We start from the raw sequence: 24,518 nt of genomic DNA, 5'->3' as shown, positions 1-24,518 counted from the left end.
ACAAGGTGCGAGTCGGCCAACCGCATGAAGGATGTTACATCATATCGTAACCGGTGCAAGCGCCGGTTTCATTGCGTTATGCGCCTATTCCAGCGTCAGCCGGGCCAGCGCGCGCTCCCGCCCGATCAGCGGCAGCAACGCCGCCATGTCGGGCCCGTGGTCGAGGCCGGTCAGCGCCCGTCGCAGTGGCAGGAACAGCGTCTTGCCCTTGCGGCCAGTCGTCGCCTTCAACGCGCCGGTCAGCGCGTGCCAGGGATCGGTAGCCCAGTCGATCGTCGCGGCGACCTGCGCGGCATCGGCCAGATAGGCGCGGTCGTCCGCGTCGAGATCGAGCACGGCGATCGGTCCTTCCACGACCCCCCACCAGTCGGCGGCGTCCTTGACCGCACTCAGGTTCGGGCGGACCGCGTTCCATGCCGCGGCGTCCATGCCCGCCGGCAATCGGTCAGCGACCTCCTCGTACGGCAAGGTGTGCAGGATCTTGGCGTTCAGTTGCGCGAGTTCCGCCTCGTCGAACCGTGCCGGCGCACGACCGAAGCGGGCGAAGTCGAACGTCGCGATCAGCGCGGCGTCGTCGATTGCCTCGACCGGGTCGCTGGTGCCGAGCCGCGCGAGCAGGGCACGGATCGCCTGCGGCTCGATGCCCTCCGCACGAAAATGATCGAGGCCAAGCGCACCAAGCCGCTTCGACAATTTGCCCTCGCTGCCGGTCAGCAGCGCCTCGTGCGCGAAGGCGGGCGGGGGCGCGCCCATCGCGTCGAACATCTGCAATTGCAGTGCGGTGTTCGACACGTGATCCTCGCCACGAACGACATGAGTCACGCCCATCTCCACATCGTCGATCGCGGAAGGCAGCATATACAGCCACGATCCGTCGGCGCGGCGGACGACGGGGTCGCTCATCGTCACCGGATCGAAGCGCTGCGGCCCGCGGATCAGATCGTCCCACGTGATCGGCGCAGCGTGGTCCAGCCGGAAGCGCCAGTGCGGCGTAATGCCATCCGCCTCCAGCGCCGTGCGCTGGTCGTCGGTCAGCGTCAGGGCGGCGCGGTCGTAGACCGGCGGCAGGCCGCGGCCGAGCAGGATCTTGCGCTTCAGGTCCAGTTCCTGCGCCGTCTCATAGGCCGGATAGACGCGCCCCGCCGCGACCAGCGCGTCGAACCGCGCCTGATACAGCGCGAATCGTTCCGACTGGCGGACCTCCGCATCGGGTGTCAGGCCGAGCCAGCCGAGATCGCTGCGGATAGCATCGACGAAACGCTCCTCGCTCCGCTCCGCATCGGTGTCGTCGATGCGCAGCAGGAAGCGTCCGCCGTTCGCCCGTGCCCACATGAAGTTATGCAATGCGGTGCGGATGTTGCCGACATGCAGGCGGCCGGTGGGCGAGGGGGCGAAGCGCGTGACGATCATGCTGCGCGCTCTAGGTCGCACGCGACCCTGGGCCAAGAACATTGCATCCATGTTGCACGGGGGTAAGGGGAGCGTCCTACGGGGCGGTTCAGGAACGACGCATGAAACTCATCACCGGCAATTCGAACCTGCCGCTCGCGACCGCGATCGCGCAGTATCTGGAACTGCCGCTGACCGACGCGCTGGTCCGCCGCTTCGCCGACGAGGAGGTGTTCGTCGAGATCCAGGAGAACGTCCGGGGCGAGGACGTGTTCGTGATCCAGTCGACCGGCTTTCCGGCCAACGACAACCTGATGGAATTGCTCATCATCATCGACGCGCTGAAGCGGGCGTCGGCGCGGCGGATCACCGCCGTGATCCCGTACATGGGCTATGCGCGACAGGACCGGAAGCCGGGGCCGCGCACGCCGATCTCCGCCAAGCTGGTCGCGAACCTCATCACCGTCGCCGGCGCGGACCGCGTGCTGTCGGTCGACCTGCACGCCGGGCAGATCCAGGGCTTCTTCGATATCCCGACCGACAACCTCTACGCCGCGCCGGTGATGTCGGCGGACATATTGGCGCGGTTCAAGGGCAAGAACCTGATGGTCGTATCGCCCGACGTGGGCGGCGTGGTTCGTGCGCGCCAACTCGCCAAGCGACTCGACAACGCACCGCTGGCGATCGTCGACAAGCGCCGCGAGCGCGCGGGCGAGTCGGAGGTGATGAACATCATCGGCGATGTCGAGGGCCGCTTCTGCGTCCTGATCGACGACATCGTCGATTCGGCGGGCACGCTTTGCAACGCGGCGGCGGCGTTGCGCGAGGCAGGGGCGGAGGATGTCGTCGCCTATGTCACGCACGGCGTGCTGTCGGGCGGCGCGGTGGCGCGGGTCGACGGGTCGAGCCTGACCGAGCTGGTCATCACCGATTCGATCGGCAACCACGAGTCGATCGGTGCGACGACCCGCATTCGCCACCTGCCGATCGCGCCGTTGCTGGGCGAGGCGATCAAGCGCATCGCGGACGAGACGAGTGTGAGCAGTCTCTTCGATTGAGCGCCTTTGCCGATCAGTCGAAGAGACTGCTCGGACGGCGAGCCGGCGGTGCCGGACTCTTTCGACTGCGGCTTTGCCGGCGGCGCGGCGCAGGATAGCGAACGTTTTGAGGTAATTCCGGCGGCAAAGCTGCCGTCGGTCGGGTTGGGCTTCGCCGACCCGCCGGCCGGGCCTGTGGAACCGTTTAGCGGTTTCCCAGGCCGACGATATGCTCGAACACCGCCGGGTGCAGCGGCTTGTTGAACGCACAGCCGTAACGGAACTTGTCCCGCCACGCGACGACCGCCTCCAGCGGTGCCAGCCCCGGCAGCGTCAGCCACACGATCGTGCCCGGCCACAGGGTGAAGCTCGTCTCCGCGCGAAAGCCCGACATCGACAGGTCGACTACGTCGATTTCGAACTTGGTCTGGCCGCGGTCGCGCAGGTGCGCACGCATCTTCACCGCGCGGCGCAACGCGTGGCGGTGATCCTCTCCGGGGACGGATTCGAAGGGCGGCGTGAAGACCGGGCGTTCCATGAACACCTCACTGCGCCTTGAATGGTTATTTTTCGGATAACGGCGCGTTCGACCGATCCGACCGACACCGAACTGGCTTATTGCAAACGGCATGCAATAGCAGCGACGCAAGGGGTGGATTTGATCGCCCCCCTGTGCTTTAGGGGCGCGCAAAGCCTCCAGACCCTCTCGCATGATGCGTAGCCAGAAAGGCGGATGATCCCATGAACATTCACGAATATCAGGCCAAGGAACTCCTCGCGAAGTTCGGCGTGCCCGTGCCTGCCGGTTTCGCCGCGATGAGCGTCGAGGAAGCCGTCGCCGCCACCGAGAAGCTGCCCGGGCCGCTCTACGTCGTGAAGGCGCAGATCCACGCGGGTGGCCGCGGCAAGGGCAAATTCAAGGAACTCGGCCCCGACGCCAAGGGCGGCGTACGCCTCGCCAAGACGGCCGATGAAGTTCGCGCGGCGGCGACCGACATGCTCGGCAACACGCTCGTCACCATCCAGACCGGTGATGCGGGCAAGCAGGTCAATCGCCTGTACGTGACCGACGGCGTCGACATCGCCAAGGAATTCTACCTCGCGCTGCTCGTCAACCGCGCGACCGGCCGCGTGTCGATGGTCGCCAGCACCGAAGGCGGCATGGACATCGAAACCGTGGCGCACGACACGCCGGAGAAGATCCACTCGATCGACATCGACGCCGCGACCGGCTTCATGCCGCACCACGGCCGCGCCGTCGCCGCTGCGCTGGAACTGACCGGCGACCTCGCCAAGCAGGCCGCATCGACCGCTTCGAAGCTCTACGACGCGTTCCTCGGCACCGATGCCGAGCAGATCGAGATCAACCCGCTCGCCGTCACCGATGACGGCAAGCTCATGGTGCTCGACGCCAAGGTCGCCTTCGACGGCAATGCGATGTTCCGTCACAAGGACCTGATGGAACTGCGCGACACCACCGAAGAGGATGCGATGGAGCTGGAGGCGTCGAAGTACGACCTCGCGTACATCAAGCTCGACGGCGATATCGGCTGCATGGTCAACGGCGCCGGCCTCGCGATGGCGACGATGGACATCATCAAGCTGAACGGCATGTTCCCGGCCAACTTCCTCGACGTCGGCGGCGGCGCCAACAAGGAAAAGGTGACCGCGGCGTTCAAGATCATCCTCGCCGATCCCGCGGTAAAGGGCATTCTGGTCAACATCTTCGGCGGCATCATGAAGTGCGACATCATCGCCGAGGGCATCGTCGCCGCGGCGAAGGAAGTGAACCTGTCGGTGCCGCTGGTCGTCCGTCTGGAAGGCACCAACGTGCAGGCCGGCAAGGACATTCTCGCGAACTCCGGTCTCGCGATCGTCCCCGCCAACGACCTGGGCGATGCGGCGAAGAAGATCGTCGCCGAGGTCCAGAAGGCGGCGTGAGCCGCGCCTGACCCGATGTTCGAAGGGGCCCGGCGGAAACGTCCGGGCCCTTTTTCGTTGAGGGCATGCGGCATAGTCCTAAAGCCGCTGCGGCAAGGCCGGCCGACCATACCGGACTTGCGAAAACCGGGTTTTAGCGCCTAGGACCATCCTAAGCGAACGCGACGAAATTGAGAGGAGCTCCGATGAAGGTGCTGGTGCCGGTCAAGCGCGTGCTTGACTATAATGTGAAGCCCCGCGTGAAGGCGGACGGGACGGGTGTCGACCTCGCCAACGTCAAGATGTCGATGAACCCGTTCGACGAGATCGCCGTCGAGGAGGCGATCCGGTTGAAGGATCGCGCCGGCGTGACCGAGATCGTCGTCGTGTCGATCGGCGAGCAGAAGTCGCAGGAGACGCTGCGCACCGCACTGGCGATGGGCGCGGACAGGGCGATCCTGGTGACGAGCGACACCAAGGTCGAGCCGCTGGGCGTCGCCAAGATCCTCGCCAAGATCGTCGAGGAGGAGCAGCCGCAACTGGTAATCCTCGGCAAGCAGGCGATCGACGACGACAACAACCAGACCGGACAGATGCTCGCCGGCCTGCTCGGCTGGGCACAGGGCACGTTCGCCAGCAAGGTCGAGATCGAGGGCGACACCGCGAAGGTGACGCGCGAGGTCGATGGCGGGCTGGAGACGGACGACCTGAAATTGCCCGCGATCGTCACCACCGACCTGCGCCTGAACGAGCCGCGCTATGCGTCGCTGCCGAACATCATGAAGGCCAAGTCGAAGCCGATGGCGACGAAGACCGCGGCCGATTTCGGCGTCGATGTGACGCCGCGCCTGACGACGCTGAAGGTGGTCGAGCCGAACAAGCGCTCGGCGGGCGTCAAGGTCGCCGATGTCGACGAACTGGTGATGAAGCTGAAGGCGATGGGAGTGGCGAAGTGAAGACGCTGGTCTGGGTCGAGCATGACGGGTCTGCCGTCAAGGACGCCACGCTGTCGGCCGTGACAGCGGCATCGAAGCTGGGCGAGGTGCATCTGCTGGTGGCAGGGCAGGGCGTCGGCGGTGTCGCGGAGGCGGCGGCGAAGATCGCCGGCGTCGGCAAGGTGCATGTCGCGGACGACGCGGCCTATGCGCATGCGCTGGCGGAGAATGTCGCGCCACTGGTCGTCGAGCTGATGGGCCACCACGACGCGTTCGTCGTGCCCGCCACGACGACGGGCAAGAACATCGCTCCCCGCGTCGCGGCGCTGCTCGACGTGATGCAGATCAGCGAAGTCCTGTCGGTGGAGAGCGAAGACACGTTCACCCGTCCGATCTACGCGGGCAATGCGATCGCCACGGTGCAGTCGTCGGACGCGAAAAAGGTGCTGACGATCCGCGGCACCGCGTTCGACAAGGCGGCGACCGAGGGTGGTTCGGGCTCGATCGAGGCGGTGGCGTCGACCGGCGACAAGGGTCTGTCGGCCTTCGCCGGTTCCGAGATCGCGGCGAATGCCCGTCCGGAACTGACCAGCGCCAAGATCATCGTCTCGGGCGGCCGTGCGCTGGGGTCGTCGGAGCAGTTCCATGCGCTGATCGATCCGCTCGCCGACGCGCTGGGTGCCGGCGTCGGCGCGTCGCGGGCGGCGGTCGATGCGGGTTATGCTCCGAACGACTATCAGGTCGGCCAGACCGGCAAGATCGTCGCGCCGGAAGTCTATGTCGCGGTCGGTATTTCCGGCGCGATCCAGCATCTGGCGGGGATGAAGGACTCCAAGACGATCATCGCGATCAACAAGGACGAGGATGCGCCGATCTTCCAGGTCGCGGACCTGGGTCTGGTCGGTGACCTGTTCAAGGTGATCCCGGAACTGACCGAAAAGCTGTGATCCGGTGGCGGGTGGGGCAAGGCCGCTCCACCCGCCGCAATCCCGCGCGCGGCACCAGCATCGGCGGCTCCTTCAGGTCCCAGACCAGCCCCAGCCGCCGCATCGCGAGCAACACCCACCAGCCCGGATCATGCTGGCCGGGTTCCACGCCCAGCCTTGCGGATTCGGGCCATGCGTGATGATTGCCGTGCCATGCCTCCCCGAAGGTGATGAGCGCGGCGGCGGGCAGGTCGTGACCCTGTACCGCGACATCGTCCACGATCCACCCCTGCGGCCCGCGGCGATGCGTCAGGTGTCCGACGAACCAGTGGCCGGTGACGCTGACGGCGACCCGCACCGGCACGCCCCAGATCAGCCACGGCAACCCGCCGATCCCGAAGAACACCACGGCCAACGGCAGTTGCTGCAACATCCACGTCGCCTCCAGCCAGCGCAGCACGCGGTCGCGTGCCAGCCGCTCCTCCAGCACGAAGGTCGGTGGGTGCGACAGGATCAGGCGGCAGTGCATCTGCCACCATGCATCCCGCAGCATCGTGGTGCGATGCGCGTGCAGATCGTGGCACGCCGTCTGCCGCTGCGCCCAGTCGCGTGTGTCGTGCAGCCGGACCATGCCGAGCGGTCCCACCATGCCGACAAGGGTGCCAAGATACGCCAGCACCTGCTCCAGCCAGCGCGGCGCCGACAGGCTGCGATGGATGAGCAGGCGGTGAAGGCCGATCGAGTGGCCCAGACACAGGGTGGCGACGGACGTGGCGAGGAACAGCAATATCGCGCCGGATGTGGTGTAGAAGGGCGCAAGGGTGATGGCGGAGAGCGTCATCCCGCCTATCCACAATGAGCGGGCGGGCGCCCATTCGACACGGCCGGTGACGGCGCAGCTTTCGTCATCCGCTTCCATGCGGTCGGTCGAGGAGCATGGCATCATCGTCTCCCAGTTATTTAGGCAACTACCTAAACGACGATACGACGCTTGTCGATAGTTAGGCAAGCACCTAATTCTCCAGTGATGCAGCGTATCTTCGAAGCCCTGTCCTCGTCCGTCCGCCGGAAGATACTCGCCTATCTCAGCCATGCGGAGCTGAGTGCCGGCGAGATCGCATCGCGCTTCTCGATGTCGAAACCGTCCATCTCGCAGCATCTGTCGGTGCTGGAGGCGGCGGGCCTCGTCACCAGCGAGAAGCGTGGGCAGTTCGTCTTCTACGCGATCGTGCCGGACAGCCTGACGAATACGCTCAACGGCTACGTCCAGGAGGTGTGCCCCGTCTCACGCCCCCTGAAGCGCGAGTCGAAAACGCTGACCCCGTCGGACCGGCTGCACGTCATCACCGGTGGGCCGGGATCGGGCAAGTCGACGCTGATCGACGCGCTGGCGGCGGCGGGTGTCGCCACCAGCGAGGAAGTCGGTCGACGGATCATCCGCGAACAGGTGGCGGCGCGGGAGAATGCCTTGCCCTGGGGCGATCAGCGTCGCTTTGCCAAGCTGATGCTGGCGGGCGAGACGGCGGCGCGCGAGGCGGCGCTGGAGCGGGGAGAGACGGTGCTGCTCGATCGCGGGGTCCCCGATGTCGCCGGCTTCCTGCGCGTGTCCAGGATTGCGGTACCGCCCGTGCTGGATCACGCGGCGCGTTCGCACCGGTACAACCGCCGCGTGTTCCTCGCGCCATTCTGGGCGGAGATCTTCACCGAGGATGCGGAGCGCCAACAGTCGATGCAGCTCGCCGCCGCGACCGAATCGATCATGCGCGCGACCTACGCCGATTATGGCTACACGATCGTCGAACTGCCACGTGCGTCCGTCGCCGAACGGGTCGGCTTCGTGCTTGAACACCTGAACGCGGGGGACTGACATCTCCGGGGAGCGGTTCGACGTTACTGGCTCCGAGGCAATCCTGCGTTCGTCGCTGGCCGAGGTTGCCTGCAAGGCCACCGTCGCGCTCCGGCCCAGCCGGTCCGGAGCTAACTCGAACCCTCGGCCTCCGGCGGCATCGTCCGAGCGGGCAGGATGTGACTGCGCGCAGACCCGCCAAGCCACTGTAATCCAGGGAGGTGACGTGCAAATCTTACCGATCGAAGCGTGTAAGGCGCTTTTCGGGGCAGCGACCGTCTGTTGTGCATGCCTTTGGGCCGAAGCCCGGATCGTGTCGCCACGTGCACTCGCCGCCCCCGGCAGCAGAAGACGACGAAGCTGGCTCCAGAGGAATTTTGTCGAGCGAACACCGGCGCTGGCGGGATGTCGCATTTCCCCTGCGGAGCTGTGCAGGCGCTGTGGCGAGCCGTGGCTGCACGCTGCTGATGTCGATCTCACCACGGCAGTGAGGATCGGAAGCGATCTCAGCGGGTTAGAGCGGGATGGAGCCTTCTACAACGCCGTTTGCCCTCGTAGTCGAGGACGAACCTCTCATCCTCATGGAGACCTGCGCGATTCTGGAGGATGCAGGCTTCCGCGTCTACGATGCGGACGACGGCGATCGCGCCAAGGAACTGCTCGATCGGCACAGTGACAGCGTCATTCTTCTGTTCAGCGACGTCGATATGCCGGGATCGACGCTGGACGGGTTTGCTCTCGCGCGGCATGTCGCGGCGACCCACCCCCACATCGAAATCGTGATCGCCAGTGGGCGGGTGAAGCCCTCGGATGGCGACATGCCGGACAAGGCGACGTTCATCAACAAGCCATTCAATCAGCAGATGGTGATCGGCCATCTCGCGAAAACCCTTCCGGATCACAAGAAGCCGGAACCGCTGAAGACGGCGATCTAGGCTCCGCATCCGCAGGAGCCCCTGACACTATCGACGCTCGACCCTCGGAAAAGCCGAGCATCCACAGCGTTCGCTGGGCAGGAGCATCGTGGTCGATCGGGCATTGTCCTGCCCAGGATGCTTCGTCCCGCCCCGCAGCAAAGCCAGCGGCCCGAGGGCCCAAGGCCGTCACTCCTGCCCACCGTCGCTCGCCGATCTCGTCAACCAGTGAGTATTACCGTCTACAGCACCACGAGCCGCCGTTCGACGCCTCAGCAAACCCAAGGTGCTTACCCGCGTCTTGACCGCATGATCGCTGCATCCCAGCGAAGCCGCTATGTCGATGATCGACGTTCCGGCCGCGTATTGCTTCGCCAGCATCTGATCTTTTTGCATCGTCCAATGGGAAGCTGGCACGTTATGGTTTCCGGGCCTGTTGATCAGGATCAACATCCTGCGTTCCCGTCGAGATGTCGCTGATCCGGATCGCAGCGTCCTGCTCGACATGGGTTAGCGTCGGCCGCGCTAACTTGTTGAGCGAAGTTCGATCCGGCCGTGTGTCGCGGATCGGCATCGGCCAGGAAAAAGCCTCCTGTCGGCAGCGAGCATCCCCGATGCGACCGTTTCGCAGCCGGGATCAAGCGGCTGGATGACGAGCGGGCCGCTTGTGGTGGGCTGCTCTGGGATGATGCGTCGATCGTCGGCGAGTGGGTAGTGTACGCTGAGCGGCGCGGGCGTCAGGCCCGCAGCAGCGGCGCGACCTCTTCCAGCGAGAGCGGGAGATCCCCCGGCACGCTATACCCTCGCGACGACGGACAACGCCGGTGCGCACGATAACGTTTGGATAGCGCAGCGGCTATATCGCCGTTCGTGCCGATTCATCTACTTGGCTAAGTAGCGCTGGATGCCCCGTGAGGATTCGAACCTCAATTGACGGAGTCAGAGTCCGTAGTCTTACCTTTAGACGACGGGGCAACAGGTGGGCGCGTCTAGGCGGGCGGGCGGGGCATGTCAACGCCCCGCGTCCGGCGCCGGCGGCGCGGGCGGCTTGTCGCGGGGGCCGGTGCCCGCTACGTTGCACCTCAAGCACCGGACGGGATTTCCCGCGACGGCAGAACAGAACAGAAAGATCACGGCACATGGGGGATGTTTCCGCCCGATTGCCGTACCGGCAGGATCGCCCTGCCCGTCCGGCGCCCGCCCGGCCGCCACGCGGTCGCTGGCACGATGCGCACGCTTATGCCGCGCTGGACCTTGGCACCAACAATTGCCGCTTGCTTATTGCCCGCCCGCAGGGGCCGGGATTTGCAGTCGTCGACGCCTTTTCGCGGATCGTCCGGTTGGGCGAGGGGCTGGCCGCCAGCGGCCGGCTGAGCGATGCGGCGGTGGAGCGGACGATCGCGGCGCTTCGGGTGTGCGCCGACAAGCTGAAGCGGCGCAACGTCACGCTGGCGCGGTCGGTGGCGACGGAGGCGTGTCGGCGGGCGGTGAACGGGCCCGCCTTTATCGAGCGGGTGCATGAAGAGACGGGCATCCGCCTCGACATCATTTCCGCCGAGGAGGAGGCGCGGCTGGCGGTGCTCGGCTGCCACGCGCTGATCGAGCCGGGCGGCGGGCCGGCGCTGGTGTTCGACATCGGCGGCGGATCGACCGAGCTGGTGCTGGTCGACACCGAGGGCCCCGCACCGCGCGTGATCGACTGGCATTCCGCGCCCTGGGGCGTGGTGTCGCTGACCGAAAGCGCCGGGGGCGGCGAGGATGCCGAGGGGCGGGCGAAATCCTATGCGGCGATGCGCGCGCTGGTCGCGGACAGCATGGCGGCATTCGCGGCACGGCTGCCGCGCGGCGTGGCGCGACCGCGGCTGCTCGGTACCAGCGGCACGGTGACGACGCTGGGCAGCGTGCATCTGGGCCTGTCGCATTACGACAGGTCGGCGGTCGACGGCCTGATCGCGCCGGCGTCGGCGATGCGAGACATCAGCCGCTCGCTGGCGGAGAAATCGATCGCCGAGCGCGCCAAGGTGGCCTGCATCGGCAACGAGCGCGCCGATCTGGTCGTCGCGGGCTGCGCGATCCTGGAGACGATCATGGATCTGTGGCCGGCCGAGCGCCTCGGCATCGCCGACCGCGGAATCCGCGAGGGTATCCTGCGCAGTCTGATGGGAACGCCCAAGCCATGAATCGGCCAAAACGATGAACCGGAACATTACTGGCGGCCGCAAGCGCGTGAAGACCGCGCGCGGCCGCACCGCCGCCTCGACCCGCTGGCTGGAGCGGCAGTTGAACGACCCCTATGTCCGCCGTGCCAAGGCGGAGGGGTATCGCAGCCGAGCGGCGTACAAGCTGCTGGAACTGGACGAGCGGTTCGGGCTGCTCAAGGGGTCGCGCCGGGTCCTCGATCTGGGCATCGCGCCGGGGGGCTGGAGTCAGGTCGTGCGGCGGCGCTCGCCGGGCGCGCAGGTGGTGGGCATCGACCTGCTGCCGGTCGATCCGCTGGACGGGGTGACGATCCTGGAGATGGACTTCATGGACGACGCCGCACCGGCGAAGCTGAGCGAGGCGCTGGGCGGCGCACCCGACCTCGTCCTGTCCGACATGGCGGCGAACACGGTCGGGCATCCGCAGACCGACGCGCTGCGAACGATGGGGCTGGTCGAGGCGGCGCTGGCGTTCGCCGTCGAGGTGCTGTCGCCGGGCGGCGCGTTCGTGGCGAAGGTGTTCGCGGGCGGCGCGGATTCGGAACTGGTGGCGGAGATGAAGCGGAACTTCACGACGGTGAAGCACGCCAAGCCACCGTCGAGCCGGAAGGGGTCGGTCGAGTGGTTCGTGGTGGCGCAGGGGTTCAAGGGTAGGGCAGCGGATCAGCGCAGCTGATCCGCGTCTCGGCTTGACCTGCGGCCCTTCGGGCGCAGCCCGGTCGACGGCGCGGCTTTGCCGCGGCGGGATTATGGGCGAGCGCGACGCAGCGTGGTGCAGACCGTCGAAGGCGACCCGGTCCCTGCGGGACGTTTTCCGCGTTTCGTCGTGCAGGGCCGGTCCGGCATGACGGGAGGCGTATCGGAGCTGAGGGGCGGCACGGCCATGCTACTCTGGTTCAAGCAAGAATAGCGGATCAGCGTACTGATGCCGACCTACGATACAGCCGGGTGTGCCTATCGAACACGGGGCGAAGCGGGGTCGGTGTGGCGAGCGAACACGAGCGACGGGTCCCGCTGTTGAGCCGAACACCAGCTTACCCGCTCGTCACGCCATCGAACGCTGGGCTCTGGGTGAGGAGAGGACGTCCCGTCCCACGGGGAGGTCCCCGCTTTCGCGGGGGCGACGGGTAGGCGGAAGGGACGCCCTCCTGAAGCCGCTACGGGAAGGTCCGGAGCGCCGTCGACAAGTCGCACAAGAAGTCAGAAGAGCGACACGGCCAAGCCGTGTCGTCGGTCGGGCTAAAGCCCGCCAGCCGGCGTTCGCTTTAGGATCGCGAGACGATCCTAAAGCTGCCGCTCACCCGTCATAATCCGCGCCCAAATTCTGATTCCGCGGCGGTGCCGAGGCGGTCAGGCGAAGTGCCTCGGCGGAGGCCGAGAGGCTGCCGATGGCGTCGGCCTCGTCGTCGTCGTCCATCTGAACCTTTTGCAGGCTGTTGACGACCGATTCCTCCAGATGCGCCGGACGCACCGTCTCCTCGGCGATCTCGCGCAGGGCGACGACCGGGTTCTTGTCGCGGTCGCGGTCCAGCGTCAGTTCGGCGCCGCCCGAGATCTGGCGCGCCCGCTGTGCCGCAAGCAGCACGAGGTCGAACCGGTTGGGAATCTTGTCGACGCAATCCTCGACGGTGACGCGCGCCATGCCGTGTCCTTAACTACACCAATAGGGAGAATGGCGGCGCTTACGCTGCGGGGGGGCGAAAAGCAAGGTTTGCGGCATCGGCAACATGGATCAACGCCGTTGCCCATGCGTAATGGTTGCATGGCCACCGCTCCCGCCGACCGCAAGCACACCCGTTCCGGGTCGATCGATAGGCCGGCGTTCATGGTGGAGGGCAACCGGCTGACGCTGTTACCCGAAGGGCCGGAGCGGATGGATGCGCTGATCGCCCTGATCGAGGGCGCGAAGCACGACCTGCGCATCCTCTACTACATCTACGCCGCCGACGATTCGGGGCGGCGAGTCAACGCTGCGCTGGCGGCGGCGGCGCGGCGCGGGGTGCGCGTCGCGCTGATCGTCGACGGGTTCGGCAGCGACAAGACGCCCGACGCCTTCTTCGATCCGCTCGCCGAGGCGGGGGTCGACAAATGCGTGTTCTCCGCGAAGTTCGGGCGGCGCTATTTGCTGCGCAATCACCAGAAGCTCGCCTTGGCCGATGCGGAGACGAACCCGCGCATCATCATCGGCGGCTTCAACGTCGAGGACGATTATTTCGGCACGATCGCCGACAAGGCGTGGCGCGATCTGGGCCTGTTGGTCGAGGGGCCGGCGGCGGCGCGCATGGCCGGGTATTTCGATGCGCTGAAGACCGCGGTCGAGCGGCCCAAACTGCGCATCCGGCCGATCAACCGCGAACTCGGCCGCTTCAGCGAGACGGAAGGGCGGCTGCGCTGGCTGATCGGCGGACCGACGCGGCGGCTGTCGCCTTGGGCGAAAACGCTGCGCAGCGATCTGGCGACCGGCCGCTGCATCGACATGATCGCCGCCTATTTCACGCCCAGTCCGATGCTGCTGCGGCGGATCGAGCGGAGCGGGAAGACGGGACAGCGGGTCCGGATCATGACCGCCGCGAAATCGGACAACAATGCGACGATCGCCGCCGCGCGCTTCAGCTATGCCGGCCTGCTGAAGCGCGGGGTCAGGATGTTCGAATATCAGGCGACGAAGCTGCACACCAAGTTGTACGTCGTCGACGATGCCGTGCATGTCGGCTCCGCCAATTTCGACATGCGCAGCCTGTTCATCAACCTGGAGCTGATGCTGCGGATCGACGACGCCGCCTTTGCCGCGCATGTCCGCGACTATGTCGACGGCGAACTGGCGAACGCGCGCGAGATCACGTGGGACGGGTACCGCGCCACGACCGGCTGGTGGCAGCGCGTGAAGCAGTTCGGCGCCTATCTGGTGCTGGCGGTGGTCGATCCCGGCCTGTCGCGGGGGCTGAATTTCGGGATCGACGAATAGTCGCGTTCGCTTTGTTCGCCTGCGCACCCTAGATGCGAGCGCGATGAACCCTTCGATCGATCGCCGGACGATGTTGCGCACCGCCTCGCTGGCTGGCGTGGGCTGTGCCGCGACGCCCATATGGGCGCAGACCGGCGCGTCCGGTCTGGAGCGACCGGTGCTGTCCGGCGAGGAGATCGTGCTGCGGATCGCGCGGCAAACGATGGCGATCGACGGCACCGCATCGCGGGCGATCGGCATCAACGGCGCCGCACCCGCCCCGCTGATCCGCCTGCGCGAGGGGCAGCGCGTGCGCCTGCGCGTCGTCAATGCGCTCGATGTCGATACGTCTCTGCACTGGCACGGGCTGCTGGTGCCGTTCCAGTATGACGGCGTGCCGGGCGTGTCCTTTCCCGGCATCCGGCCGGGCGACGCGTTCGTCTATGACTTCACCGTCCGGCAGAACGGGACATACTGGTATCACAGCCATTCCGGCGGGCAGGAGCAGGAGGGGCTGTACGGGCCGATCGTCATCGACCCTGCCGGCCCCGATCCGGTCGCGGCGGATCGCGATCACGTGGTCATGTTCTCCGATCACAGCGAGCAGAGCCCGGCGGCGATCTTCCGCCGGATGAAGCTGCAACCCGGCTATTATAATTTCCAGCGGCAGACGCTCGCCGGCCTGCTGACGGGGCGCGATCAGACAGCGAAGGACCGCAAGCACTGGGGGGCGATGCGGATGGACCCCGCCGACATCGCCGATGGTACCGGCGCGACATACCGCTACCTTGTGAACGGTCACGGCCCGCGCGACAAATGGACGGGCCTGTTCGAACCGGGGCAGCGGGTGCGGCTGCGCCTGATCAATGCGTCGGCGATGACGACCTTCAACGTCCGTATCCCGGGTCTGGCGATGACGGTGGTGCAGGCGGATGGGCTGAACGTCCGGCCGGTGACGGTGGACGAACTCCAGATCGGCGTCGCGGAGACGTACGACGTGATCGTCACGCCGACGGGCGACCGCGCCTATACGCTGGTCGGGGAAAGCATCGACCGGTCGGGCATGGCGCGCGCCACGCTGGCGCCGCGAACGGGGATGGATGCACCGGTGCCGCCGCTTCGCGCGCGTCCGCTGGCGACGATGGCCGATATGGGCATGGGCGGCATGGCAGCGGGCGAGGCGCGCGGTGTCGATCCCGGTGCGGAGCAGAACGCGTCGCGGACCCTCGCGACGCCCGGCTACGTCCCGCCACCCGCAACACCGGTGGATCACGCGACGATGGATCATGCCGCGATGTCCGGCATGGATCATGCGGCGATGGGACACGCGCCGATCAGTGACCCTGCGACGGGCGGCGCGGCGGGTCAGGGTGCGATGGACCACGGCGCGATGGACCACGGCGACATGACGATGCGCGACTTCTCGCGCGCGCCGCAGGTGCATAAAGGCCCCGGCGTGCAGACGATCGCGCCGATGCCGGTCGATCGCACCGGCTATCCGGGGCAGGGGCTGGAGGATGTCGGCCACCGCGTGCTGACGTACCGCGACCTGATCGCGCTCGATCGCAACCCCGACGTGCGCGCGCCGGATCGCAGCCTGACGATCCACCTGACGGGCAACATGGAACGCTTCATGTGGGGCTTCGACGGGCAGCGGATGGTCGACACGCACGAACCCTTCGCCTTTACCGAGGGGGAGCGGGTGCGCGTCACCCTGATCAACGACACCATGATGGGCCACCCGATCCACCTCCACGGGCATTTTTTCGATCTGGTCACGGGCAAGGGCGATCACGCCCCGCGCAAGCACACCGTACTGGTACAGCCGGGCGGGACCGTGACGTTCGACCTGACCGCCGATGCGGTCGGCGACTGGGCGTTCCACTGCCACATGCTGTATCACATGCTGGCGGGCATGATGCGCGTGGTCAGCGTCCGGCCGCGTGAGGAGGCGGCGTGATCTGGGGGCTGGCGCTGCTCGCCGTCGCCACGATCGGCATCGCGCCGGGGGGCGTATCGGCCGGTGCGCAGGATCATGCGATGCACGGCATGCCGGGCATGGCGATGCCGGGGGCAACCGCGAAGCCTGCGCCAGCGAAGCCGAAGCCTGTGGCGAAGATGCGCGCCGCCAAGCCAACGGCGAAGCGCGCCGCGCGGCCGCAGCTCCGTGCGACGGCACCCGCGCCGGTGGATCACGCGCAAATGGACCATAGTCGAATGGACCATAGCGGGATGAACCACGCGGCCGCCGGGGCGGCGACGGATTCCATGCCGATGGATCAAGGCGCTATGGCGTCGCCGGCGGCGAAGGCCGGCACTGACCTGCCCGCCGGCGATGCGCCCGCGCCGGCTGTGCCGATGCCGCATTATGCCGATCGCGTCTGGGACCCGGCGGCGATGGCGCGCGCCCGCGATGTGATGATGCGCGAGGAGGGCGGCGGCCAGACCTTCGCGCAGGTCATGCTCGACCTCGCCGAGCTGCAGGTGCGGGACGGTCGCGACGGTTATCGCTGGGAGGGGGAGGCGTGGTTCGGCGGCGACATCCACCGCGCCGTCGTGAAGAGCGAGGGCGAAGGCGATCTCGGCGACCGGCTGGAGGCGGCGGAGGTGCAGGCGCTGTATGCGCGCGCGATCGGGCCGTACTTCAACCTTCAGGCCGGCGTGCGACACGACATCCGCCCCGGTCCGGCGCGCACCTATGCGACGATCGGCGTCGAGGGCCTCGCGCCCTATTGGTTCGAGGTCGACGCCGCCGCGTTCGTCGCGACGACGGGAGAGGTGCTGGGCCGGGTCGAGGGGTATTACGACCAGCGGCTGACGCAGCGCTGGATCCTGCAACCGCGCGCGGAAGTGAACCTGTCGGTGCAGGACGTGCGTCGGCGCGGGATCGGGTCCGGCATCACCGACGCCGAACTCGGGTTGCGACTGCGCTACGAAATCCGCCGTGAGTTCGCACCGTATGTCGGCGTGTCGTGGGAGCGGCGACTGGGCGACACCGCCCGCTTCGCTCGCGGCGCTGGCGAGGACACCGGCGGGATCGGTGTTGTTGCCGGGCTTCGTGCCTGGTTCTAGTCCTTCCAGGCCCAGTAGAGCTGCGCCGGCGGCACGTTCCACCATTCCATGTCGTGGTCGATGCGCTGCCAGTGCGGGGTCAGGAAGTCCTTCACCTTCGGGCTGAACTGATAGACGAGGAACGCGCCGCCCGGACGCAGCGTCGCATGCGTCGCGGCGGCGATCGCCGGGCCGACGCCCGCGGGCAGCGTGGAGAAGGGCAAGCCCGACAGGATGTAATCGGCATGCGCGAAGCCGCGGTCGGCAATGATCGTCGCCACGTCCGCTGCCGATCCCTCGACCGCCTGGAACCGCGGATCGACGATCGTCGCGTCGAGATAGCGGATGAAATCGGTGTTGGTATCGATCGCGATCAGCGTCGCGTCCGGCGCCATGCGTTCCAGAATGGGACGGCAGAAGGTGCCGACGCCCGGACCATATTCCACGAACAGCTTACACTGGTCCCAATCGACCCGTCCCAACATGTTGCGGATGAGCTTGTCGGAGGATGGGATGATCGACCCGACCATCACCGGGTGCTTCAGAAAGCCCTGAAAAAACATCTGCGCCGGGGACGGTATCCCGGCGGGGCGGCGCGCGCGGCGGGCGGCGGTGGACGAGCTTGCCATCGGAATCCTGTCGGTCGTGGTCCCCACACGATCGGCGAGGCTGCCCTCTCCGTCGCACAGGTGCCGAACGTGTTGCAAGCCATCGGGTTTCGCCATGCGGCTAATCGAGTGATCGAAAGACGTGGCGGAGTGGGTTGGCGCACCTCCGCCCGCCTCCTACAGCGGCGTCATGCGAGGGGCGGACGATCATGGTCGGGAGGGGCAGGTCGCGGTCGTGTTCCTGTCCCGACGCAGCAGCGCCGACGAGGCGGGTTACGCCGACGCGGCGGCGGCGATGGACGCTTTGGCTGCGGTTCAGCCCGGCTATCGCGGTGTCGACAGCGCCCGCGGCACGGACGGGTTCGGCATCACCGTCAGCTGGTGGGCGGACGAGGCGTCGGCGGTGGCATGGCGCGCGCATCCCGACCATACGGCGATCCGCGACCGTGGCCGAAGTCTCTGGTACGACGGATACGAGGTCGCCGTCGCCGGCGTGACGCGGTCCTACGCGTGGGAGCGGGAATGACCGCCCCCGACCGCAACTTCGCGCTGATGTTCCTCGTGATGCTGACGATCGCGGCGGGCAATACGGCGCTGCAATCCGTGTTGCCGGCACTCGGGCGATCGCTGGGCGTGGCGGATGCGATGGTCGCGGCGGCGTTTTCCATCTCGGCCTTGTTGTGGGTGGTCGCCGCGCCGTTCTGGGCGAACCGGTCCGACATCTATGGGCGCAAGGCGATGATCCTGCTGGGCATGGGCGGGTATACGCTATCGCTGCTGCTGTGCGGACTGTTTCTGGCGGCGGGGATCAACGGCGTGGTCGGTGGGACGATGGCGTTCGTCCTGTTCGTGCTGGGGCGTGTCCTCTACGGCGCGCTCGGCGTCGCCGCGCCGCCGGCGGTGCAGGCTGAGGTCGCCGGATCGACCACGCCGGAGGAGCGGACGCGCGCGCTGACGCTGCTGGCGAGTGCGTTCGGGCTGGGCACGATCCTGGGACCGGCGATCGCGCCGTATCTGCTGCTCGGCCATGTCGGCGGCTTCGAGATCGGGCTGGCGGGGCCGGCGTTTCTGTTCGCGTTGTTTGGCGCGGGCGTTTGGCTGACGGTGTGGCGGTTGCTTCCCGACGATCGGCGTCTGCGGGGTGGCGGCACGAGTTCGGCCTATCCCTCGATCGGCGGTGCGCCGACCGGTGCGACGGTGGCAGCGGCGACCCAGTCGCACGGCGAACAGGTCGGCTATCTCGACCGCCGCGTCCGCGCGTGGATGATCGCGGGGCTGGTGATGGGGCATGCGCAGGCGATGGCCAGTCAGGTGATCGGCTTCGTCGTGATAGACCGGCTCCACGTCGCACCGTCCGCCGCGCTGGAGCCGACCGGGATCGTGCTGATGATGGGCGCAGGCGCGGCGTTGCTGGTGCAATGGGGGCTGATCCCGCTTTTGAACCTGACCCCCCGGCGGCTGGTGCTGGTCGGCCTGACGCTGAGCATCGCCGGTACCGCGCTGACCGGGTTGGCGACGTCGCTTTATGGCATCTCGCTGGCCTATGCGCTGGCCAGCCTGGGGTTCGGCTTCACCCGCCCGGGCTTCACCGCGGGCGCGTCGCTGGCGGTCGGGGCGGAGGGGCAGGGCTCGGTCGCGGGCAAGGTCACCAGCGTCAACGGCGCCAGCTTCGTGCTCGCGCCGTCGATCGGCATCGGTCTGTACGGTCTGTGGCAGCCGCTGCCGTACCTGATCGCCGCCGGCTCGCTGGTGCTGGTGTTCGGCTATGCGTGGGGCGGCTTGCGCGGCGCGGCGGATCGATCCGCCGCCCCGATCGCTTGAGCGTCGATGGCACTCGTCGAACTCGGCCGCTACGATCGCAACGCGGCGCATATCATCGTCGGCCGGCTGGACTCGGAGGGGATCGATGCGGTCGCGTTCGACGGCGGCTCCAGCATCGCCGACGGCAGCTACCTGCTGATCCCGGTGCGGGTCATGGTCGACGAGGATGATCTCGTCGAGGCACGGGCGATCATCCCCGACTGAGTGCTGCCCGATAATCGGGCACTGCATCGCCGCTGCCCGATAATGTTTCGTTAACTAAACGGTTCTTTAAGCCTTCCGCTACGGAATGGCTGCGTCCTCCGAATGGCACGCCTGTTGCACAGCAGCATCCTGCATCAATAGCCAATCAAAGGGGGCGGGATGAAACTGGTCATAGCGGTCATCAAGCCGTTCAAGCTCGACGAGGTCCGCGAAGCGCTCACCACGCTGGGCGTCGCGGGCATGACGGTCACCGAGGTCAAGGGTTTCGGCCGCCAGAAGGGGCAGACCGAGATCTATCGCGGTGCCGAGTACAGCACCAACATGGTGCCCAAGATCAAGGTCGAGGTCGTCTGCGCCGCATCGATCGCCGACCGCGTGGTCGAGGCGATTCAGCAGTCGGCGAACACCGGCGCGATCGGCGACGGCAAGATCTTCGTGCTCGACGTCGGACAGGCGGTGCGCATCCGCACCGGCGAAACCGACGATTCGGCGCTTTGAAGGGGGGAATGATGACGCTTTCTCGCATGATCGCGGGGATCGGGGCGATCGCCACGACGACCGCACTCGCCGCACCCGCCTGGGCACAGGCCGCCGCCGCCGGGCCGATCAAGGCGCCGACGCCCGAACAGATGGCCACGATGGTCAACAAGGGCGACACGACGTGGATGCTGATTTCCTCGGCACTCGTGCTGCTGATGTCGGTGCCGGCACTCGCGCTGTTCTACGGCGGCCTCGTCCGCACCAAGAACATGCTCAGCGTGCTGATGCAGGTGTTCATGATCGTCTCGGTCGCGGCCCTCGTCTGGGTCTGCTGGGGCTACAGCATGGCGTTCACGGGCGGCTCGCCCTATGTCGGCGGGCTCAGCAAGGCGTTCCTCGCCGGGGTCAGCGCCACGACTTACGGCGCGACCTTCTCCAACAACGTCTACATTCCCGAATACGCGTTCGTCGTGTTCCAGATGACCTTCGCGTGCATCACGCCCGCGCTGATCGTCGGAGCATTCGCGGAGCGGATCAAGTTCACGCCGCTGCTGATCTTCGTCGTGCTGTGGCTGACCATCGTCTATTTCCCGATGGCGCACATGGTCTGGTACTGGGCCGGCCCGGACTTCCTGTCCGACGCACCGACCGACAGCGGCCTGCTGTACGGCTGGGGCGCGCTCGACTTCGCGGGCGGCACGGTGGTCCACATCAACGCAGGAATCGCCGGTCTCGTCGGCTGCCTGATCATCGGCAAGCGCGTAGGGTACAAGCAGGAGCCGATGCCGCCGCACTCGCTGACCATGACGATGATCGGCGCGTCGCTGCTGTGGGTGGGCTGGTTCGGCTTCAACGCCGGGTCCAACCTGGAGGCGAACGGCCTCGCCGCGCTGGCGTTCATCAACACCTTCGTCGCGACCGCGGCGGCGGCGGTCGCCTGGGCGGTGATCGAACAGATCGTCCACAAGAAGCCGTCGCTGCTCGGTGGCGTGTCGGGTGCGGTCGCGGGTCTCGTCGCGATCACCCCGGCGGCGGGCTTCGCCGCACCGATGACGTCGATCCTGCTCGGCTTCGTCGCCTCGGCGGTCTGCTTCTGGTTCGTCACCACGGTAAAGAACAAGCTCGGTTATGACGACACGCTCGACGTGTTCGGCATCCACTGCGTCGGCGGCATCATCGGCGCGATCGGCACCGGCATCGTCGCCGCGCCGTCGCTCGGCGGTCAGGGCTGGGTCGACTACACCGTCTTCCCGTCGGTCGCCGGCACGTACGACATGGCCGGTCAGGTGCTGACCCAGATCAAGGCGGTCGTGCTGACGCTGGTTCTGTCCGGCGGCGTCTCGGCGGTGCTGTTCTACGGCCTCAAGGCGACGACGGGCCTGCGTCCCAGCAAGGAAGTCGAAACCGAGGGCCTCGATATCAACGAGCATGGCGAGCGCGCCTACAACTACTGACCCGTTCGGGGCGGGGCCGCCAGACGCCCCGTCCCCCCCGATGTTCCTCCTGCGGACATCCTTGAAGCCCGGTGCGGAAACGCACCGGGCTATTTTTTGGCCGGCCGCTCCGGTAGCGTCGGCGCCATGCTGATCCGATTCCTGCTCGCCCTGATGATCGCCGCTCCGGTTGCGGCCCAAGTCGCCGCGCCGGCCGGGCCACCGCCGGTTCGCGTCGTCATGACCACGACCGAAGGACCGATCACGATCGAGGTGGATCGCGCCGCCGCGCCGGTCACGTCCGCCAACTTCCTGCGCTACGTCGATGCCAAGCGGCTGGACGGCATCACCTTCTTTCGCGCGATGCGGCTGGCGTGGGGGCCGGGGCTGATCCAGGCGGGGCAGCACGACATGAAGAAGCTGTATCCGCCGATCGCGCATGAGCCGACAACGAAGACCGGGCTGACTCATACCGAGGGCGCGATTTCGATGGGCCGCATGGCCCCGGGCACCGCACACGCCGACTTCACGATCGCGATCGGCGATATGACCGGGCTGGACGCGCATCCCGAGGCACCCGGCGACAATGTCGGTTATGCGGTGTTCGGCCGCGTCGTCGAGGGGATGGACGTGGTCAAACGCATCTGGTCCGGCCCGCGCGACCCGACTGCTGGCGCCGGCGCGATGAAGGGCGAGATGCTGAAGCCGGAGGTCAAGATCCTGACGGTGCGGCGGGTTCCGTAAGGGTGCAGTGCATCGAGGAATGCCGGTTCTAGCCCGACGGTTGGTGCCGGGCGACGTCGAAGCATTTCGCCCGGGGCATGGCCTTCGACTTCGCTCAGGCCGAACGGAGATGGGCCGCCACGGTGCGGCGAGCGCGATAGGCGGGCTGCCAACGCGTTCTTGATGACGTGATTGCCATTTCGCCATGCCGGGCCCGTTCCGGCATCCACGGTGGTGCACGACACAGCGCCTGTTGGTGAGCGGTCCAGTGAATGCCGGGACGGGGCCGGCATGACGATCGATGCGTGATCCGGGTTTGAGCTCAACCCGTGACGGCTATTCGACGGCAGGCATGCCGTTGAAGCTAAATCACTGCACGTGCGACATCGCCAGGATCAGCCTGCACCCGATCTGCACAGGCTTCGCGCAGCAAGCGCATCGTTCGCGCCACCGTGGCTCAATCGTGACAGCGCATCCCGTCAGCCTGAAACAGAACGGGATGCACAGGCATGACGGGGTTTGGACGGGGCGGCGTCGGTCGCAAGCTGATCGCGAGCGCGGCGCTGATCGCGCTGGGCGAGGCGATCGTGTTCGAGGAGGGGATGATCGGCGCGGCGCTGGGCGGGTTCGCGCTCGCATGGCTTGCCGTACTGGTGGTGACTCGGCCGGCGGTTTTTCGCGACCGCGCCGCGCGCATTGCGGCGCTCGCCGCGGGCGGGTTCGCGCTGGTGCTGGTCGACGATCCGGGCTTCCTCACGCTCCTGCTGTTCGCGATCGCCGTGTCGCTGGCCGCGCTGCTGCCGCGGCGGCGGTTCGACGATGCGATCGCCTGGGCGGGGCGGCTGGTGTGGCACGGCGTCAGCGGACTCGGCGCGCCGCTGCGCGATCTGGGCAAGATCGGCCGGGTCCGCGAGCGGCGACGTTATCAGGGTCTGCGTCTGACCGGGATGATCTCACTGGTGGCGCTGCCGATCGTCGGCGGCGCGCTCTTCCTGACGCTGTTCGCCAACGCCAATCCGCTGATCGCCAATGCTTTCTCGGGCGTGACGCTGCCGGGCCTCGACACCGTCGTCCTGCGCACGATCCTCGCCGCCGTCATTACGGCGGGCGCGTGGCCGATGCTGCGTCCGGCCGCGTCGACGACCCGGCAGCGTCAGGAGCGCGCCGGTTTCGACCTCGACGCGGTGCAGCCCGGCCCGGCCACGCTGACGCTGTCGCTGGTCGTGTTCAATGCGATCTTCGCGGTGCAGAACGCGCTCGACATCGCTTTTCTGTGGAGCGGCGCGCCGCTGCCGTCGCGCGTCACGATGGCCGAATACGCGCATCAGGGGGCCTATGGGCTGATCGTCACGGCATTGCTGGCGGGCGCGTTCGTGCTGGTTGCGTTGCGCCCCGGCAGCGTCGGGGCAGCGAGTGCGACGGTGCGGCGGCTGGTGACGGTGTGGATCGCGCAGAACGTCCTGCTCGTCGCGTCCAGCGCGTTGCGGACGCTCGACTATGTCGACGCCTACGGGATGACGACGCTGCGGCTGGCGGCGCTGGCGTGGATGGCGTTGGTCGCGACCGGGCTGGTGCTGATCGGCTGGCGATTGTTGCGCGGACGCTCCGCTGCGTGGCTGATCAACGCCAATGCGCTCGCGGCGGCGCTGGTGCTGGCGCTGTGCAGCGTCGTCGATCTCGGCGCGGCGGCGGCGGCGTGGAATGCCCGCGTCGCGCTGGCGATGGGGCGGAAGGGGCCGCCGCTCGATCTCTGCTACCTGCACGAACTCGGGCCGTCCGCGATCGTGTCCGTCGCGGAGCTGGAGCGGCACGCATCCGACCCGGCGATCCGTGATCGCCTCGCGTTCCTGCGCGTGGAGGCGCAGGACGAGATCGCGATCCGCCAGTCGTACTGGCGCGGCTGGACGTGGCGCAATGCGCGCCGGACCGCGCAGGTCGAGATGATGGTCCGGCCGGTCCGCCTCCGCCCTGCGCCATATGGTCGCGAGTGCAACGGCGCCATCCGGCGACCCAATCCACTCACCACGGCGTCCATGCCACCGCAAAACTCTTCGTTGACGGGAGCGGCGCAACGATGATCCTGTGCCCG

The 24,518-nt window shown here is 67.3% G+C and carries 24 protein-coding genes and 1 tRNA gene; 18 read left to right on the top strand and 7 right to left on the bottom strand.

Annotated features, from left to right (window positions below; genetic code table 11):
* Nucleotides 1-84: 84 nt before the first annotated feature.
* A complete protein-coding gene (gene gltX, locus ILT43_RS10940; protein ID WP_204199003.1) occupies nucleotides 85-1,410 on the bottom strand; it encodes a glutamate--tRNA ligase in 1,326 nt (441 codons plus the stop codon).
* 101 nt (nucleotides 1,411-1,511) lie between these two features.
* Between gltX and ILT43_RS10935 the strand changes: the two genes are divergently transcribed.
* Nucleotides 1,512-2,447 carry a ribose-phosphate pyrophosphokinase gene (locus ILT43_RS10935; RefSeq protein ID WP_204199002.1) on the top strand — a complete coding sequence of 312 codons (936 nt, stop codon included), beginning with the start codon at nucleotides 1,512-1,514 and terminating at the stop codon, nucleotides 2,445-2,447.
* A gap of 184 nt (nucleotides 2,448-2,631) precedes the next feature.
* On the opposite strand, the gene ILT43_RS10930 is transcribed toward ILT43_RS10935, so the two are convergent.
* Nucleotides 2,632-2,964: a PilZ domain-containing protein gene (locus ILT43_RS10930; protein WP_204199001.1), complete on the bottom strand. Its 333-nt coding sequence runs from the start codon at nucleotides 2,962-2,964 to the stop codon at nucleotides 2,632-2,634.
* Between the two features lie 203 nt (nucleotides 2,965-3,167).
* On the opposite strand from ILT43_RS10930, the gene sucC reads away from it, so the two are divergent.
* The 3 genes from sucC to ILT43_RS10915 all read left to right on the top strand — a co-directional run bounded on the left by sucC (nucleotide 3,168) and on the right by ILT43_RS10915 (nucleotide 6,228).
* Nucleotides 3,168-4,367, top strand: a complete 1,200-nt coding sequence (gene sucC, locus ILT43_RS10925) for an ADP-forming succinate--CoA ligase subunit beta (protein ID WP_204199000.1) — start codon at nucleotides 3,168-3,170, stop codon at nucleotides 4,365-4,367.
* A gap of 185 nt (nucleotides 4,368-4,552) precedes the next feature.
* Nucleotides 4,553-5,302, top strand: coding sequence for an electron transfer flavoprotein subunit beta/FixA family protein (locus tag ILT43_RS10920; RefSeq protein ID WP_204198999.1), 750 nt, complete (start codon nucleotides 4,553-4,555; stop codon nucleotides 5,300-5,302).
* Nucleotides 5,299-6,228 carry an FAD-binding protein gene (locus ILT43_RS10915; protein WP_204198998.1) on the top strand — a complete coding sequence of 310 codons (930 nt, stop codon included), beginning with the start codon at nucleotides 5,299-5,301 and terminating at the stop codon, nucleotides 6,226-6,228. Before ILT43_RS10920 ends, ILT43_RS10915 begins: the two co-directional genes overlap by 4 nt.
* On the opposite strand, the gene ILT43_RS10910 is transcribed toward ILT43_RS10915, so the two are convergent.
* On the bottom strand, nucleotides 6,194-7,153 hold the full coding sequence (locus ILT43_RS10910; RefSeq protein ID WP_204198997.1) for an acyl-CoA desaturase: 960 nt from the start codon (nucleotides 7,151-7,153) through the stop codon (nucleotides 6,194-6,196). The two genes, ILT43_RS10915 and ILT43_RS10910, sit on opposite strands and share 35 nt — an antisense overlap.
* 81 nt (nucleotides 7,154-7,234) lie before the next feature.
* Between ILT43_RS10910 and ILT43_RS10900 the strand changes: the two genes are divergently transcribed.
* Both ILT43_RS10900 and ILT43_RS10895 read left to right on the top strand, forming a co-directional pair.
* Nucleotides 7,235-8,074, top strand: a complete 840-nt coding sequence (locus ILT43_RS10900; protein ID WP_239474549.1) for a metalloregulator ArsR/SmtB family transcription factor — start codon at nucleotides 7,235-7,237, stop codon at nucleotides 8,072-8,074.
* A 503-nt stretch (nucleotides 8,075-8,577) separates the two neighbouring features.
* On the top strand, nucleotides 8,578-8,988 hold the full coding sequence (locus ILT43_RS10895; RefSeq protein WP_204198996.1) for a response regulator: 411 nt from the start codon (nucleotides 8,578-8,580) through the stop codon (nucleotides 8,986-8,988).
* 168 nt (nucleotides 8,989-9,156) lie between these two features.
* On the opposite strand, the gene ILT43_RS10890 is transcribed toward ILT43_RS10895, so the two are convergent.
* A complete protein-coding gene (locus tag ILT43_RS10890; protein ID WP_204198995.1) occupies nucleotides 9,157-9,420 on the bottom strand; it encodes a hypothetical protein in 264 nt (87 codons plus the stop codon).
* A gap of 448 nt (nucleotides 9,421-9,868) precedes the next feature.
* A tRNA-Gln gene (locus ILT43_RS10885) sits at nucleotides 9,869-9,942 on the bottom strand.
* 164 nt (nucleotides 9,943-10,106) lie between these two features.
* Between ILT43_RS10885 and ILT43_RS10880 the strand changes: the two genes are divergently transcribed.
* Together ILT43_RS10880 and ILT43_RS10875 are read left to right on the top strand one after the other, a co-directional pair.
* Nucleotides 10,107-11,147 carry a Ppx/GppA phosphatase family protein gene (locus ILT43_RS10880; protein ID WP_204198994.1) on the top strand — a complete coding sequence of 347 codons (1,041 nt, stop codon included), beginning with the start codon at nucleotides 10,107-10,109 and terminating at the stop codon, nucleotides 11,145-11,147.
* A gap of 13 nt (nucleotides 11,148-11,160) precedes the next feature.
* Nucleotides 11,161-11,841, top strand: coding sequence for an RlmE family RNA methyltransferase (locus ILT43_RS10875; RefSeq protein WP_204198993.1), 681 nt, complete (start codon nucleotides 11,161-11,163; stop codon nucleotides 11,839-11,841).
* A 621-nt stretch (nucleotides 11,842-12,462) separates the two neighbouring features.
* Here the strand turns inward: ILT43_RS10875 and rpoZ are convergent.
* Nucleotides 12,463-12,807: a DNA-directed RNA polymerase subunit omega gene (gene rpoZ / locus ILT43_RS10870; protein WP_204198992.1), complete on the bottom strand. Its 345-nt coding sequence runs from the start codon at nucleotides 12,805-12,807 to the stop codon at nucleotides 12,463-12,465.
* Between the two features lie 120 nt (nucleotides 12,808-12,927).
* Between rpoZ and ILT43_RS10865 the strand changes: the two genes are divergently transcribed.
* From ILT43_RS10865 to ILT43_RS10855, 3 genes are all read left to right on the top strand, one after another.
* Entirely contained in the window at nucleotides 12,928-14,130 is a 1,203-nt protein-coding gene (locus ILT43_RS10865) for a phospholipase D-like domain-containing protein (protein WP_204198991.1), read from the top strand.
* 43 nt (nucleotides 14,131-14,173) lie between these two features.
* Nucleotides 14,174-16,069: a copper resistance system multicopper oxidase gene (locus ILT43_RS10860; RefSeq protein ID WP_204198990.1), complete on the top strand. Its 1,896-nt coding sequence runs from the start codon at nucleotides 14,174-14,176 to the stop codon at nucleotides 16,067-16,069.
* 80 nt (nucleotides 16,070-16,149) lie between these two features.
* The gene (locus ILT43_RS10855) at nucleotides 16,150-17,181 is read left to right on the top strand and encodes a copper resistance protein B (RefSeq protein ID WP_239474642.1); all 1,032 of its coding nucleotides are present in this window, start codon (nucleotides 16,150-16,152) and stop codon (nucleotides 17,179-17,181) included.
* On the opposite strand, the gene ILT43_RS10850 is transcribed toward ILT43_RS10855, so the two are convergent.
* A complete protein-coding gene (locus tag ILT43_RS10850; RefSeq protein WP_204198988.1) occupies nucleotides 17,178-17,789 on the bottom strand; it encodes a class I SAM-dependent methyltransferase in 612 nt (203 codons plus the stop codon). The two genes, ILT43_RS10855 and ILT43_RS10850, sit on opposite strands and share 4 nt — an antisense overlap.
* A 121-nt stretch (nucleotides 17,790-17,910) precedes the next feature.
* On the opposite strand from ILT43_RS10850, the gene ILT43_RS10845 reads away from it, so the two are divergent.
* The 7 genes from ILT43_RS10845 to ILT43_RS10815 all read left to right on the top strand — a co-directional run bounded on the left by ILT43_RS10845 (nucleotide 17,911) and on the right by ILT43_RS10815 (nucleotide 24,507).
* Entirely contained in the window at nucleotides 17,911-18,294 is a 384-nt protein-coding gene (locus tag ILT43_RS10845; RefSeq protein ID WP_204198987.1) for an antibiotic biosynthesis monooxygenase family protein, read from the top strand.
* The gene (locus ILT43_RS10840) at nucleotides 18,291-19,589 is read left to right on the top strand and encodes an MFS transporter (protein ID WP_204198986.1); all 1,299 of its coding nucleotides are present in this window, start codon (nucleotides 18,291-18,293) and stop codon (nucleotides 19,587-19,589) included. The genes ILT43_RS10845 and ILT43_RS10840 overlap by 4 nt, the downstream gene beginning before the upstream one ends.
* A 6-nt stretch (nucleotides 19,590-19,595) precedes the next feature.
* Nucleotides 19,596-19,793 (top strand): putative signal transducing protein, encoded by a 198-nt coding sequence (locus tag ILT43_RS10835; RefSeq protein ID WP_204198985.1) that lies wholly within the window; start codon nucleotides 19,596-19,598, stop codon nucleotides 19,791-19,793.
* Between the two features lie 159 nt (nucleotides 19,794-19,952).
* Nucleotides 19,953-20,291 (top strand): P-II family nitrogen regulator, encoded by a 339-nt coding sequence (locus tag ILT43_RS10830; RefSeq protein ID WP_055844722.1) that lies wholly within the window; start codon nucleotides 19,953-19,955, stop codon nucleotides 20,289-20,291.
* 11 nt (nucleotides 20,292-20,302) lie between these two features.
* Entirely contained in the window at nucleotides 20,303-21,727 is a 1,425-nt protein-coding gene (locus tag ILT43_RS10825; RefSeq protein WP_211534494.1) for an ammonium transporter, read from the top strand.
* Between the two features lie 126 nt (nucleotides 21,728-21,853).
* Complete coding sequence (locus ILT43_RS10820; RefSeq protein WP_204198983.1) at nucleotides 21,854-22,450, top strand: peptidylprolyl isomerase; 597 nt, start codon at nucleotides 21,854-21,856, stop codon at nucleotides 22,448-22,450.
* A gap of 488 nt (nucleotides 22,451-22,938) precedes the next feature.
* Nucleotides 22,939-24,507, top strand: coding sequence for a DUF4153 domain-containing protein (locus ILT43_RS10815; RefSeq protein ID WP_204198982.1), 1,569 nt, complete (start codon nucleotides 22,939-22,941; stop codon nucleotides 24,505-24,507).
* Nucleotides 24,508-24,518 lie beyond the last annotated feature (11 nt).

This window comes from Sphingomonas longa (assembly GCF_016892685.1).
GTDB classification, from domain to species: domain Bacteria; phylum Pseudomonadota; class Alphaproteobacteria; order Sphingomonadales; family Sphingomonadaceae; genus Sphingomonas; species Sphingomonas longa.
This window is presented reverse-complemented; position numbering and strand designations above follow the sequence as displayed.

Coding starts and splice junctions, on each gene's coding strand:
- gltX (WP_204199003.1), bottom strand. CDS start 1,410: ATGATCGTCACGCGCTTCGCCCCCTCGCCCACCGGCCGCCTGCATGTC.
- ILT43_RS10935 (WP_204199002.1), top strand. CDS start 1,512: ATGAAACTCATCACCGGCAATTCGAACCTGCCGCTCGCGACCGCGATC.
- ILT43_RS10930 (WP_204199001.1), bottom strand. CDS start 2,964: ATGGAACGCCCGGTCTTCACGCCGCCCTTCGAATCCGTCCCCGGAGAG.
- sucC (WP_204199000.1), top strand. CDS start 3,168: ATGAACATTCACGAATATCAGGCCAAGGAACTCCTCGCGAAGTTCGGC.
- ILT43_RS10920 (WP_204198999.1), top strand. CDS start 4,553: ATGAAGGTGCTGGTGCCGGTCAAGCGCGTGCTTGACTATAATGTGAAG.
- ILT43_RS10910 (WP_204198997.1), bottom strand. CDS start 7,153: ATGATGCCATGCTCCTCGACCGACCGCATGGAAGCGGATGACGAAAGC.
- ILT43_RS10900 (WP_239474549.1), top strand. CDS start 7,235: ATGCAGCGTATCTTCGAAGCCCTGTCCTCGTCCGTCCGCCGGAAGATA.
- ILT43_RS10895 (WP_204198996.1), top strand. CDS start 8,578: ATGGAGCCTTCTACAACGCCGTTTGCCCTCGTAGTCGAGGACGAACCT.
- ILT43_RS10890 (WP_204198995.1), bottom strand. CDS start 9,420: ATGTTGATCCTGATCAACAGGCCCGGAAACCATAACGTGCCAGCTTCC.
- ILT43_RS10880 (WP_204198994.1), top strand. CDS start 10,107: ATGGGGGATGTTTCCGCCCGATTGCCGTACCGGCAGGATCGCCCTGCC.
- ILT43_RS10875 (WP_204198993.1), top strand. CDS start 11,161: ATGAACCGGAACATTACTGGCGGCCGCAAGCGCGTGAAGACCGCGCGC.
- rpoZ (WP_204198992.1), bottom strand. CDS start 12,807: ATGGCGCGCGTCACCGTCGAGGATTGCGTCGACAAGATTCCCAACCGG.
- ILT43_RS10865 (WP_204198991.1), top strand. CDS start 12,928: ATGGCCACCGCTCCCGCCGACCGCAAGCACACCCGTTCCGGGTCGATC.
- ILT43_RS10860 (WP_204198990.1), top strand. CDS start 14,174: ATGAACCCTTCGATCGATCGCCGGACGATGTTGCGCACCGCCTCGCTG.
- ILT43_RS10855 (WP_239474642.1), top strand. CDS start 16,150: ATGCACGGCATGCCGGGCATGGCGATGCCGGGGGCAACCGCGAAGCCT.
- ILT43_RS10850 (WP_204198988.1), bottom strand. CDS start 17,789: ATGGCAAGCTCGTCCACCGCCGCCCGCCGCGCGCGCCGCCCCGCCGGG.
- ILT43_RS10840 (WP_204198986.1), top strand. CDS start 18,291: ATGACCGCCCCCGACCGCAACTTCGCGCTGATGTTCCTCGTGATGCTG.
- ILT43_RS10835 (WP_204198985.1), top strand. CDS start 19,596: ATGGCACTCGTCGAACTCGGCCGCTACGATCGCAACGCGGCGCATATC.
- ILT43_RS10830 (WP_055844722.1), top strand. CDS start 19,953: ATGAAACTGGTCATAGCGGTCATCAAGCCGTTCAAGCTCGACGAGGTC.
- ILT43_RS10825 (WP_211534494.1), top strand. CDS start 20,303: ATGACGCTTTCTCGCATGATCGCGGGGATCGGGGCGATCGCCACGACG.
- ILT43_RS10820 (WP_204198983.1), top strand. CDS start 21,854: ATGCTGATCCGATTCCTGCTCGCCCTGATGATCGCCGCTCCGGTTGCG.
- ILT43_RS10815 (WP_204198982.1), top strand. CDS start 22,939: ATGACGGGGTTTGGACGGGGCGGCGTCGGTCGCAAGCTGATCGCGAGC.